9 protein-coding genes are annotated in these 12,037 nt (G+C 70.4%); 1 reads left to right on the forward strand and 8 read right to left on the reverse strand.

What is annotated here, in order from left to right; all coding sequences use genetic code 11:
- Positions 1-35: 35 nt before the first annotated feature.
- The 8 genes from A176_RS35370 to A176_RS35405 form a co-directional block, all read right to left on the reverse strand.
- The gene (locus A176_RS35370) at positions 36-863 is read right to left on the reverse strand and encodes an SDR family NAD(P)-dependent oxidoreductase (RefSeq protein ID WP_002634022.1); all 828 of its coding nucleotides are present in this window, start codon (positions 861-863) and stop codon (positions 36-38) included.
- Positions 860-1,630 carry a lysophospholipid acyltransferase family protein gene (locus tag A176_RS35375; RefSeq protein WP_002634021.1) on the reverse strand — a complete coding sequence of 257 codons (771 nt, stop codon included), beginning with the start codon at positions 1,628-1,630 and terminating at the stop codon, positions 860-862. The genes A176_RS35370 and A176_RS35375 overlap by 4 nt, the downstream gene beginning before the upstream one ends.
- On the reverse strand, positions 1,627-2,595 hold the full coding sequence (locus A176_RS35380) for a 3-oxoacyl-ACP synthase III family protein (protein ID WP_002634020.1): 969 nt from the start codon (positions 2,593-2,595) through the stop codon (positions 1,627-1,629). The genes A176_RS35375 and A176_RS35380 overlap by 4 nt, the downstream gene beginning before the upstream one ends.
- Positions 2,592-4,487: a patatin-like phospholipase family protein gene (locus A176_RS35385; RefSeq protein WP_002634019.1), complete on the reverse strand. Its 1,896-nt coding sequence runs from the start codon at positions 4,485-4,487 to the stop codon at positions 2,592-2,594. Before A176_RS35385 ends, A176_RS35380 begins: the two co-directional genes overlap by 4 nt.
- Before the next feature lie 84 nt (positions 4,488-4,571).
- Positions 4,572-7,721 carry an efflux RND transporter permease subunit gene (locus A176_RS35390; RefSeq protein WP_002634018.1) on the reverse strand — a complete coding sequence of 1,050 codons (3,150 nt, stop codon included), beginning with the start codon at positions 7,719-7,721 and terminating at the stop codon, positions 4,572-4,574.
- 9 nt (positions 7,722-7,730) lie between these two features.
- Entirely contained in the window at positions 7,731-8,942 is a 1,212-nt protein-coding gene (locus A176_RS35395; RefSeq protein ID WP_002634017.1) for an efflux RND transporter periplasmic adaptor subunit, read from the reverse strand.
- Positions 8,930-10,408, reverse strand: coding sequence for a TolC family protein (locus A176_RS35400; protein WP_002634016.1), 1,479 nt, complete (start codon positions 10,406-10,408; stop codon positions 8,930-8,932). Before A176_RS35400 ends, A176_RS35395 begins: the two co-directional genes overlap by 13 nt.
- A 148-nt stretch (positions 10,409-10,556) precedes the next feature.
- A complete protein-coding gene (locus tag A176_RS35405) occupies positions 10,557-11,540 on the reverse strand; it encodes a hypothetical protein (RefSeq protein ID WP_021781218.1) in 984 nt (327 codons plus the stop codon).
- Positions 11,541-11,599: 59 nt separating this feature from the next.
- Between A176_RS35405 and A176_RS39495 the strand changes: the two genes are divergently transcribed.
- On the forward strand, positions 11,600-12,034 hold the full coding sequence (locus A176_RS39495; RefSeq protein ID WP_063787464.1) for an SMI1/KNR4 family protein: 435 nt from the start codon (positions 11,600-11,602) through the stop codon (positions 12,032-12,034).
- The last annotated feature ends 3 nt before the right edge of the window (positions 12,035-12,037 follow it).

Genomic DNA, 12,037 nt, shown 5'->3' on the forward strand with positions numbered 1-12,037 from the left:
TGCGGGAGGCCCTCGCGCGCTTTGTGCACCCGTCCCTACGGATTCAACACCAAATCCAGCAGCCGCAGCGTCATGCCACCCGTGAAATCAATGGTGGCACCGTTGAACCAACCCGCTTCCTCACCGGCGAGCACGGTGACGAAGCGGGCCACTTCCTCCACGGTGCTCATGCGTCCCGCGGGGTTCATCTTCGCGTGCGCGGCCTCCAGCCGGGCCAGGGCCTCCGGCGAGTAGACGTGCTTGAGCGCGGGCGTCATCACCGTGCCGAACTTGAGCAGATTCACCCGGTGTCCCCTGGGGCCCAGCTCCATCGCGAGGTAACGGACGTACATCTCCAGCGCCGCCTTCGACGCGCTGATGAGCCCCGTGTTCCCCAGGTGCGTCTCATCCAGCGGATTCTGGAGCCCCAGCAGCCGCGACTCCGGAGCCAACAGGTCCGCGTCCGCCAGCGCCTGCGCCCAATACACGAACGAGTGCGCCATCGTGTCGAAGGTGCGGCGGATGCGCCGCGCGTGCAGCCGGTCCTCTCCCGCCGACAGGAAGTGCCCCACCGACGCCCCTGCAATCGAATGCACGAAGAGCTTCACGCTTCGGAGACCCGCCACCTCCCGGAGCGCGGCCACGCCCGCCTCCGCGGCCTCCGGCGTGGAGGCATCCGCTTGCCACATCACCACGCGGCGTCCCGCGCTCCGGACCTGTTGCTCCAACTGCGAGGCCGTGTCCGGGTACCGGCCCCGGTGGACCCCGAAGACATTCAGCCCGGGTTTGTGTGCCACCGCCTCCGCGATGCCCGCGCCCGTCCCCGATGAAGCGCCCAGAATGACCGCCCACTCCTGCCCTGTGTCGCCGCCACCTTCGTTCATCGCCCCGCCTCCCTCGTCCCGATGTTGTCCACACCGCGCGCCCTATCGAGCAGCCCCTGCACCGCGCTCGCGACGTCCTGATGCACCGCGCGCATCGCGTCCCGGTCGCTCGCGTCGAAGCCCGGCGCCAGGTGCCGCGTCAGCGGTTCGCCCACCCACTGCGTCATCTTCACGGGGAAGGGCAGGGACAGCGGCCACAGCCCCGTCGCGCCCACGCCCAGCCACAGCGGCAGCCTCGCGGGCATTCCCACGCGGCGCCCCAGCGCATAGCCGTCGTTGAGCCCCACGTACGCGTCATCCATCCCGCTGCCACCCACGGGGACGATGGGCAACCCGTAGCGCACCGCCAGCCGCAGGTAGCCCATGCGCTCGCCCCAGTCGACGCGGTAGCGGTGCCGGAAGTCGCGGCACCCCTCGCGCGTGCCGCCCGGTTGCAGCAGCACGTGCTCCCCGCGCGCCACCGCCTCCGCCAGCCGCGGGTCATCCCCCGTGACGAAGCCCAGTCCATCCGCCACCGTGCGCATGCCCGGAATCGAATCGAACGCGCCATGCGCCACGCCGTGCGGCAGGTAGCCCAGGCGCTCGTACAGGGTCACCGTCAGCATGCACAGGTCCACGGCCAGGGGGCGCCCGTGGTACCCGACGATGAGCTTCGCTCCGGGCCGCAGCAGCGGCTCCAGGTTCATGACCTCGTAGCGGTGATAGCGGCGCAGGAGCCGGAACGTCGCGAGCCACGCTCTCAGGGGCCAGCCCCCTGCTTGCGTCATTCGCCCACCCGGTACAGCACCGCGCCATGGGCCACACCCGCGCCCACGCCCACCAGGAGGATGCGATGCCCCGGCTTCACCGGGCGCGTGCGCAGCAGCCGGTCCAGACTGGTGCCCAAGGAGGCCGAGCCCACGCTGCCCACCGTGTCCACCACGCGCACGCTGCGCTCCGGCGCCACGCCCAACGCGTCCAGGATGGCCTCCAACATGCGCCCATTGGGCTGGTGCGTGAGCACCCACTCCACGTCCCGCATCGCCACGCCCGCCGCGTCCAACGCCGCGTGCGCCGCTCCCACCAGCGCGTCCAGCGCCACGCGCGTCATCGCCTGGCTCGGGGTGAGGAAGTGCATCCGCTCCAGCTTGCCCGTGGCGATGGGATTCTCCAGCACGACATCGGGCGGCAGCGTGCCGTTGTTGCCCAGGGCCACGCCCAGCACGCCTTCACCCGCACGCCCCGTGCCCAGGACGGCCGCCGCCGCCGCGTCACCCAGCACGAGATAGGGTCGCGGTGACTCGGGGGTCGTGGTGCGCGACAGCAGCTCCACGGACACGATGCCCACGGGACCCAGCCCCGTGGCCACCGAGCGCGCCGCCAGGTCGAAGGCGCTCAAGAACCCCATGCAGGCGTTGCTGAGGTCCATGGCGTCGCAGCTCCCCGACAGCCCCAGCGCCGCCGCCACCCGGTTGGCCGTGGCGGGCGTGGTGACGTCGCCGCCCATGGACGAGACGCAGAGGATGCGTCGCAGCGCGGTGGGCTCCAGCGCCGCGGCGCGCAGCGCGTCGCGCAGGGCCTGCGCCGCGACCTCCGCCGCCTTCGTGCCCGGTGGCGCGAAGTGACGCGTGTGGATTCCCGTCTTCCGTTCCACCTCCGAGGCGTCGCGTCCCACCCGTGCGCACAGCTCCGCGGTGCTCACGGCGGGGCCGGGGAGGACACTGGCGGTGCCCAGGATGCGAACGGGAATCATGCGGCCTGCTGTCCTCCAAGTCGCGGGTGGGCACGGGCACCCCGGGCTTTGACCTGGAGCCAGTGCTGCTTCATGTCCTCCAGCCTTTTCGCGAGCGACGCATCCGCCGCCGCCCTGCCCAGAATCTCCCGTGCCCGGGTGAACTCCATGGCCGTCATCAGCGGGGCCTCCGCCGAGTGGAGGTCGTAGCTGACGTCCGCGAGCTGGCTCTCGACGTCACCACTGCGGTGCAATAGCAGCACGCCACTGGCCGCGAGGTCCAGGGCGCGCGCCACCGGATTGAGCCCCGCGAGGAAGCGGCCCAGTCCCGTTGTTGGCACGGGTGGCGCGTGTCTGACCCCCGAGGGGAAGATGTTGCTGGCGAGGATGACGTCCGCGCCCGCGTTGAGGAGTACATGGGCGGGCACCATGCTGGTGAAGGCGCCATCCACGTACCGTGCGGGAGGCACCACCGTGGGTCCCCAGATGCCAGGGGCCGACCCGCTGGCGCGCACGCCCAGCGCCACGGGGCCTCGCTCCAGCGCCACGCATTCACCCCGAGTCAGGTCCGTCGTCACGGGGAGGAAGCGGGTGGACAGCTCCTCCAGGCAGATGGGACCCAGGTCGCGCTCCACGAAGCGCTCCAGGGAGTACGACGTCAGGATGGCGGCCGCGGCGGCCAGGGAGAGCTGACGGCTGACGGCCCGCTCCTCCAGCCGTCGCAGCCCCTCCAGGCCGCTCCGCCCATCCAGCGCGCTCCCGCAGAAGTAGGCCCCCACCAGTGCGCCCATGCTGGCGCCGCTGATGATGTCAATGGGCACGCCCTGACCCACCAGCCAGCGGAGGATGTGGACATGGTAGAAACCCCACACACCGCCGCCGCTGAGCGCCAGACCCACGCGCCGGTGCGTGAGCGCGCGCGCCCAGCGGGCCAGGGCGTCCCGCTCGGTGTGACTCAGCTCCCGGTCCTCCAGCGGCTTGTCATCCAATGCCATCCGCGAGAACCGCTCCAGGTTCAGCCGCAGCGGGCAGGGGGGATGTCGCGGGGGATGCGGATGGGGGCCGTCGTGCTGCGCCTGTCCGCTCAGCTCGGACGTGCGCGTGGGGCGCCGCGGGTCCATCACCACCGTGGGCAGCAGCCGAGGGCTCGCAGCCGTCCGCGCCGACGCGTCCGTCACCAGTCGCACCGTCTTGTCGAGCATCCCCGCGTCCGCGACATCGCAGCCGTCGAGGAAGACCGCGTGCAGCCCGTGCTTGGCCTCGAGCCGTTGAAGCACGGAAGGCGTCAGCCGGCCCGGAGCCCCGGAGGCGGCGGGTGACAGTGTCGCGCGCAGGACACCATCCGCGCCGCGGGTGACGATGGGTACGTCCAAACCCTGCTCATGGCTCCGGGCGGCGGTGCGGAGGACGAGCACCCGGTCCCCGAAGTCCTGGTGGATGACCTTCGCCACCAGCTCGATGAGCGTGGACAGCGGGGCCCTGCGGACGTCGCTCTCGAAGGCGACCACTTCGGCGCGGGGCTGAGGCCGCTCCGGTGGCGCGGAGGGGGCATGGGGCAGGCTCGACACGTCATCCTTCGGAAAGAAGAGGCCGTGGGCGTCCACCGCCGCGCGGACGGTGACGGAATGGCGGCCGCTCGTCAGCGCCTCGAGGCCCAGCGGCGTGCCGGGCTGCAGTATCATCAGCGGCTCGCCACACCGCGAGACTTCCAGCTCACCCTCCAGGAGTACGTAGAAGCCCTCGGTGGCTTCTCCCTCCCGGCACAGCACCTCGCCGCGAGCCCAGGTGACCTCCCGGCTCTTGCTCAGCAGTTGCAGCAGCGCGGTGTTGCCATGATGCCGAAGCCCAGGCGCACGCTTGAGCGCATACAGCCGCCGTTGCCGCGCGTCATCGAGTGACGTGAAGTGAGACATGGCACTTTGCAGGATAACGAAGCCCTTTCATGGGGGCATAAGGAGGCCCGGCCCCTGCGGAAAGTGCTACGCGACCTGACGGGTTCATGCGGATTGCGGCGTGGGTGGGTTGACGGGAGGTGAGCCCTTGTGCCGCCGGAACCGGGACCTCACGCCTTCCAGCACCACGTACAGCACGGGAATGAAGATGAGGTTCACGAAGGTGGAGAGCAGCATTCCGCCGAACACGGTGGTGCCCAGCGACTTGCGCGCGGAGGCCCCCGCGCCTGATGCCAGCATCAGCGGCACCACGCCCATGAGGAAGGCGAAGGACGTCATCAGGATGGGGCGCAGGCGCGTCTGCGCGGAGTGGATGGCGGCGTCCCCCACGCTGCGGCCTTCATGGCGGAGCTGCTCGGCGAACTCGACGATGAGGATGGCGTTCTTGCTGGCCAGCCCCACCAACATGACGAGCCCCACCTGGCAGAACACGTCGTTCTGGAGTCCGCGCAGGTTCTGGAGCCCCAGCGCGCCCAGCATGGCCACCGGCACGCCCAGGAGGATGACGAAGGGCAGGGCGAAGCTCTCGTACTGCGCGGACAGCACCAGGAACACGAAGACGATGCCCAGCCCGAAGATGAGCAGCACGCTGCTGCCCGCTTCCTTCTGCTCCTGGGACAGGCCCGTCCATTCGAAGGTGTAGCCCACGGGCAGGGACTTGCGCGCCACGGCCTCCATCGCGTCCAGCGCCTGACCGGAGCTGGAGCCCGGCGCGGCCTGCCCGTTGATGGTGGCCGAGCGGTACAGGTTGTAGTGCTGGATGTTCTGCGCGCTGGTGATGGGGCGCACCTGCACCAGGGCCTCCAGCGGCACCATCTCCCCGCGCGTGGAGCGAACGTAGAGCGCGTCGATGTCGCGCGGCTCGTTGCGGAAGGGGACGGCGGCCTGCACGTACACGCGGTACACGCGACTGGCGAAGGTGAAGTCATTCACATACTGGCTGCCCAGATAGACTTGCAGCGTGGAGAAGACGCCGTCCAGCGGGACGCCCATCGCCAGCGCCTTCTCCCGGTTCACCTGCACGTCCAGCAGGGGCGTGTTCGCCGTGTAGGAGGAGAAGACGCCGCGCAGGCCGGGGTCCTGGCCGGCCCGGGCCACCAGCATGTCCGTCGTCTGCGCCAGTTGCTCCAGTGAGCGGCCCCCCTGCTGGTCCTCCAGCACGAACTCGAAGCCGCCCACGCTGCCCACGCCGCGGATGGCGGGCGGTTCGAAGGGCAGGACGCGCGCGCCGCCAATGGCCAGCAGCGGGCGCCGGAGCCGCTCCACCAGCCCCGCCACGCTCTGGTCCGGTCGCTTGCGTTCATCCCAGAGGTGCAGGTTGACGAAGAGGGTGCCGTAGTTGACGCCGGTGCCCAGCAGCGAGAAGCCGCCCACGGTGAAGATGTCCGCCACCTCCGGCTGCTGGCGCAACACGTCCTCCGCCTGGAGCAGCACCTGCCGCGTGTAGTCCAGGGAGGTGCCCTCCGGGCCCTGCACGGCGACGATGAGGTAGCCCTGGTCCTCGCCCGGGATGAAGCCCGCCGGCGTGAGGCGGTACACCAGGAAGGTGCCGGCCAGACACAGCGCGAAGGCGATGACCACCGGCCAGCGCAGCGGCCCGATGAGCTTCGCCAGGAGCCGGCCGTAGGCGTCTCGGAACGTATCGAGCCCCTTGTCGAACATGCGGAAGGCCTTCCACTTCTGGCCTTCGTGCGGACGCAGCAGCAGGGCACACAACGCGGGGGACAGCGTGAGCGCCACCAACGCGGAGAGGCTGATGGAGAAGGCCAGGGTGAGCGCGAACTGCCGGTAGATGATGCCCGTCGTCCCGGGGAAGAAGGACACGGGCACGAACACCGACGACAGCACCAGGGCGATGGCCACCAGCGCGCCGGCCACCTGCTTCATGCCCCGGTGGGTCGCCTCGCGCGGACCCACGTTGTCCTGCTCCATGGTGCGCTCGACGTTCTCGATGACGATGATGGCGTCATCCACCACCAGGCCCGTGGCCAGCGTGAGGCCGAAGAGCGTCAGCGTGTTGATGGAGAAGCCGAACGCGTTGACGAAGAGGAAGGTGCCCACCAGGGACACGGGCAGCGTGGTGGCCACCACCAGCACGCTGCGCCAGCCGTGCAGGAAGATGAAGATGACCAGCACCACCAGGAGGATGGCCTCGCCCAGCGTCTGCAACACCTCCTCGATGGAGGCCTGCACCGCCGCCGTGGTGTCGAAGGCGCGCGCGTAGCGCATGCCCGGCGGGAAGTTCTTCTCCAGGCGCTCCAGCTCCGCCACGACGCCTTCGCGCACCTTCAACGCGTTGGAGCCGGGGAGCTGGAAGATGCCCAGGCCCACGCCTTCATGGCCATTGAAGCGCAGGAGCTGTCCGTAGTTCTCCGCGCCCAGCTCCGCGTGGCCCACGTCCTTCAGCCGCACCAGCGAGCCGTCCGGGCCCTGCTGCACGACGATGTTGTTGAACTCCTCGGCGGTGGTGAGCTGCCCCAGCACGCGCACGGTGAACTGGTACGTCTGGCCTGGAGGGGCGGGGGGCTGGCCCACCTGACCCGCGCCAATCTGGACGTTCTGCGCGCGCAGCGCGTTCACCACGTCCGTTGCCGCGAGCCCCCGGCGCGCCAGCTCCGTGGGGTCCAGCCACAGCCGCATGGCGAAGCGCCGCTCGCCGAAGATGCGCACGTCGCCGACGCCGTCCACCCGCAGCAGCGCGTCCCGGATGAAGACGTCCGCGTAGTTGCTGAGGAAGCCCGTCTCGTAGCGGCCGTTCTCGTCGAACAGGCCGAAGGCGATGAGGAGCTGCGTCTGCGCCTTGGTGATGGTGATGCCCAGCGCGTTGACCGCGGCCGGGAGCTGCGCGGACGCGGTGGCCACGCGGTTCTGGACGTCCACCGCGGCGATGTCCAGGTTCCGGCTCTGGTCGAACGTGACGGTGATGGTGCTCACGCCCGTGTTGCTGCTGGTGGAGGAGATGTACCGCATGCCCTCCACGCCGTTGAGCTGGCGCTCCAACACGGTGGTGACGGCGCTCTCCACGGTCTCCGCCGACGCGCCAATGTACGTCGCCGTCACCTGCACCACGGGCAGGGACAGGTCCGGGTACTGCTCGATGGGCAGGTTGGGGATGGAGATGGCCCCCACCAACGTGATGATGATGGACACCACGCTGGAGAAGACGGGACGGCGGATGAAGAAGTCCGTGAACATGCCGTTCTCTCACTGTCCCGGCGCGGCGCCGCTGCCCGCGTCATGGCTTCCGGTGTCCTGTGCTGGCGCCGGGGTCCCTCCATCCTGACCAGGGCCGCTGCCGCCGACGCCGGGAGGCCCGTCGCGGACATGCGCTTTGGGGTGGATGGGTTGGCCGTCGCGCAAGAGCTGGATGCTGCTGAGCACCACCGGCGTTCCCGCGTCCAGGCCGCCCGTCACCTCGTAGTCGTTGCCGGAGACGATGCCCACGCTCACCGGCGACCGCTGCGCCACCGTGCCGCCGTCCGCGTCCCGGACCACGAAGACGAACGTCTGACTGCTGATGCGCGTCACCGCGGCGGTGGGGACGCGCAGGGCTTCCCGGGTGGCGTAGACGACGCGGGCTCGCACGAACTGCCCGGCGCGCAGGCCCTGGGTGTTCTCGAAGGCGCCGCGTATCTCCACGAGCTGCGTGTTGGTGTTGGGAATGGGCGCCACGAAGAACACGGGCGCGGACACCAGGAGGCGTCCGTCCGCATCCAGGACCTCCACCGGCGTGCCACCCACCTTGACCGTCTGGGCCCGCTCCACGGGAATCTGCACGGACACTTCCAGCGTGTTGCTCTGGTCCAGCGTGGTCAGGGCCGTCTGCTGCGTGACGAAGTCGCCCACTTTCACCGGGTAGTCGCCCACGGTGCCCGCGAAGGGCGCGCTCACGTCGTAGAAGCCGAGCTGGACCTCCTGGGCCTGCACCTGCGCCTCGATGGCGCGCGCGCTGGCCTCGGCTTGCAGCGCCTGCGCCACGGCCTGGTCGTAGTCCTGCCGGCTCTGGAGCCCTTCCTTCAACAGTTGCTCGCTGCGCTTTCGCGTCTGCTGGGCGTATTCGCGCTGGGCCAGGGCCGCGGCCCGCTGTGCCTGGGTGGCGCGCAGTCCCGCGCTCTCGCGGCGGGGGTCCACCACGAGCAGCACCTCGTCTTGTTGCACGCGCGTGCCCGGCTTGAGGGGAATCGACTTCACGTAGCCCGCGACCTGGGGGTAGACGGTGATGCTGCTGCGGGAGATGAGCGCGCCCAGGTACTCGTTGGCCTCGCGCACCTCGCCGGGCTCCAGCCGCTCCACCTCGACGGTCATGGCCTGGTTCGCGGCCTGCTGGCCACCCTGGGGACCCGCGTCCTTCTGGGAGTGGCACCCCATGTGGAGCAGTACGGCGAGCCCCAGGCTCCACGTCGTCACCAATCGCATGCGGCCTCCGCCAGAAATGCCGCGACCCGTGCCTGCTCCAACTCGAACTCGCGCACCACGAGGACCAGCTCCGCCTGCCGCAGGTCCGCCGCCGTCTGGATGAGCTCCAGGCTGGTGCCGGTGCCCACCTCGAAGCTGCGCCGGGTGAGCCGGTCGTTCTCCTCGGCCAGCGTGCGTCCCCGCCCCGCGATGCGCGCGGCGGCGTCCGCGACGTCCACGGCGCGCCGGGCCTGCACCACCTCCACCGTGGCCGCGCGCTCCAGCTCCAACAGGCCCTGCTTCGCCAGCTCCACGCCCGCGCGTGTCTGCCGGAGCAGGCCCTCGCGCGCGCCGCCGTCCCAGAAGGGCAGCACCAGGCTGGCGCCGATGTTCCAGACGGGCACCGTCACGAAGTCCTCTTCCACGGTGAGGGCCAGCGTGGTGCTGGTGAGCGCGAGCGTCGGTGCGTAGCTCGCCTTCACCTCCGACACCCGCCGTTCGGCCAGGGTGCGCCGCGAGCGGGCCACTTCGATGTCGGCGCGCCGCTCGAGTGATTCCAAGGGCTGGCAGTCCCGCCGCGCGTTCTGGAGCAGCGCTTCCAGCCGGGCCCCGCGCGCCAGGCCCACGCTTTGGGGAATGCCCAGCACCAGCCCGAGCGTCTCCCGTGCCTTTCGGAGCGACTCATCCCCCAGGACGACGAGGTTGCGCGCCGTCTCGGTGTCCTGTTGCACGCGCACCACGTCCAGCCGCGTGCCGGCGCCCAGCTCGAAGCGGCGCTCGGTGAGGGCCAGCCGCTCCAGCGCGGTGCGGAGGTTGACGCGGTTGACCTCGGCCAGCCGCTCCTGCGCGGAGACGAGCACCAGCGCCTGGGCCAGGGCGCTGGTGAGCTGCCTGCGGGTCTCCGCCAGCGTCAGGGTGGCGTTGCGGCGGGCCTCGCGCGCGGTGCCCAGCGCGACGATGGACGACAGGTTGAACAAGGGCATGGAGGCATTGAGGAGCCCGAGGAAGGGCGGCCGGGTGAGCCGCGGGGACGCGCCCCCACCGACGTCGCCTCCGATGCCGCCGCCAATGCCTCCGCCCACGCCGCCTCCCACGCCACCGCCTCCTCCGAAGAGCGGCGTCGCATCGGGGTTGAGCACGTTGTACTGGACGGAGACCGTGCCGGTGACGGTGGGGAGCAGCGTGGCCAGGGCCACGCGCTGTGCGCCCGCCGCGGCCTCCACCTGGGCGAGCGCGCTGTACAGGGTCGTGGAGCGCTGACGCAGCAGCCGCAGCGCCTCGTCCCAGGTCGCCACTTGCAGGCTGGCGGGGGGAATGGGCTCCAACAGTGGATCCGAGACGGGAAACTGTGGCGGCTCGGGCGTGTCCGGGGAGAGGGCGGGTGCGCTCGATGCGGGTTGCCCCGTGCCCGCATCGCTGCTGGCGCCCGCCTGGGCCAGCAGGACGCTGGAAGTTGAGAGCAGGGCTGCGAGCAGCAGGGCGTTCATGGGAGCGGGCGCACAGGTAGGAAGCGCGTCGCCCGCAGGCCACGGCCGCCAGGGCGGCCCCATGTCTGGTGGACAGAAGAAGCCGTGCGGCGGCGGGTCTGTGAATCACCCCGGACACGGGCCTCCGTCCCCAGGGTGGGTCCGCCGCTCAGAGCTCCGCGTCCCAGTACACGTCGAAGCGCAGCATCCCCGTGAGGGTGCGCGCGTGTTCGCCGGGGGCGAGCCGCGCCAGGCCCGAGCTTGCTTCGAACCCCACCCGGTACTCGCGGTGGGTGACCCACAGTCCACCGCCGAGTTCTCGGTTCCGGAACGCGCCCGCGGTCAGTTCACCGGCGTAGCGATAGTGGAGCCGGAGGCCCACGGTGATGCGCGGGAGGTCGAACACCTGAAAGGGGGGCGTCTGGGCGCCTGCACCCAGGCCCATTTCGAGCAGCCCCACGTCTCCCGGCCCTCGGGTGAGGAGCTGGAGGTAACGCGCATGCGCGGTGGCCTCTGCGTAGGGCCACGGTGACACGCGAAGGGCGAGGCTTGGCGCGAGCGTTGTTCGCCCGCCCACGGAGAGCGCCGCCGGGGTGATGCTGCCCGCGAAGCCCCGACCGTCGACGTACTCGCCGTCGAGGTTCACGGTGAGGGTGGTGTACTGCGGCTCGAAGGGCAGCGCGTAGGAGACTCCCGCGCCGGCCGCCCAGGTCCGCCGTTCGGAGTCCGCGAGCGTCAATCCCTCGACGTCGGTGAGCGTGGCGCCGGTAAAGCGCAGCCGCGTGGCGAGGCGGGGCAACGCGTAGTGCTGGACGTTGATGCTCGCGGACGGGCCGCTGTACCTGCCAGAGGGCGTGTCGCCGCCGGAGTACGTCAGGCCCGAATAGGCTACCTGGGCGCCCACATGGTCGAAGACGTCGGTGTCCGGCACGCCCTCCGCGGGCATCATCGTGGGGGCGCCCCAGACGCAGAGCGGGATGATGCAGGTCGTGCCGGGGCCGGTGCAGATGCCACAACCGCGATTGCAGCAGGTCTCGTTCTTCCCACAGTCGTTGGGGCCGCAGCGGATGCGGTTGAAGCACCCGGAGCCGCCAAGACTCACGGCGCACGCCAGGAGGAGGCACAGCAGCCTGTTCGAGCCAGAGGTCGTCATGCGAGGAATTACGCATGGTGCTTCCTGCCGCATCCTCATGGCTTCATCATGGATGGCGCATGAAGGTTGAAGCGTTTCGAAGGGCCCTCGACAAACGGACCGCGTCCTCGGGACTGGCCGTGGACTTCCACCCGCCCGCCACCCCCGGCGCGCTGCGCGCGCTCTCGGAGCGACTGGGCGAGCCGCTGCCGCCGCAGGTCGAGTGGTTCTGGGGCGCCCACGATGGGCTCGTCATCCAGGAGCCTCGCTTGCACATCCTGGCCTGCGGTCAGTGGGCGCCTGTCAACGGGCTCATGCACTTCGCCACCTTCGACGACACGCATCGGCTGGGCTTCGACCTCCGGCGCCGGAACGAGGCGGACCAGTGGGACATCCTCAACGTGGAGACCGGGTTCCGCGTGACGCTGACGATGGCCAGCTTCTGGTCGAACAAGGTCCTGGCCTGGGTGGACAAACGCCGTGCCGTCTGGGCTCCCTGGGCCCCGCCAGCCTGAGTT

The sequence above is a fragment of the Myxococcus hansupus genome, from assembly GCF_000280925.3.
Lineage (GTDB): Bacteria > Myxococcota > Myxococcia > Myxococcales > Myxococcaceae > Myxococcus > Myxococcus hansupus.

Excerpts from the sequence above, each read along its gene's own strand:
- A176_RS35390 (WP_002634018.1), bottom strand. The coding sequence starts at position 7,721 with ATGTTCACGGACTTCTTCATCCGCCGTCCCGTCTTCTCCAGCGTGGTG.
- A176_RS35370 (WP_002634022.1), bottom strand. The coding sequence starts at position 863 with ATGAACGAAGGTGGCGGCGACACAGGGCAGGAGTGGGCGGTCATTCTG.
- A176_RS35380 (WP_002634020.1), bottom strand. The coding sequence starts at position 2,595 with ATGATTCCCGTTCGCATCCTGGGCACCGCCAGTGTCCTCCCCGGCCCC.
- A176_RS35385 (WP_002634019.1), bottom strand. The coding sequence starts at position 4,487 with ATGTCTCACTTCACGTCACTCGATGACGCGCGGCAACGGCGGCTGTAT.
- A176_RS35405 (WP_021781218.1), bottom strand. The coding sequence starts at position 11,540 with ATGACGACCTCTGGCTCGAACAGGCTGCTGTGCCTCCTCCTGGCGTGC.
- A176_RS35400 (WP_002634016.1), bottom strand. The coding sequence starts at position 10,408 with ATGAACGCCCTGCTGCTCGCAGCCCTGCTCTCAACTTCCAGCGTCCTG.
- A176_RS35375 (WP_002634021.1), bottom strand. The coding sequence starts at position 1,630 with ATGACGCAAGCAGGGGGCTGGCCCCTGAGAGCGTGGCTCGCGACGTTC.
- A176_RS39495 (WP_063787464.1), top strand. The coding sequence starts at position 11,600 with ATGAAGGTTGAAGCGTTTCGAAGGGCCCTCGACAAACGGACCGCGTCC.
- A176_RS35395 (WP_002634017.1), bottom strand. The coding sequence starts at position 8,942 with ATGCGATTGGTGACGACGTGGAGCCTGGGGCTCGCCGTACTGCTCCAC.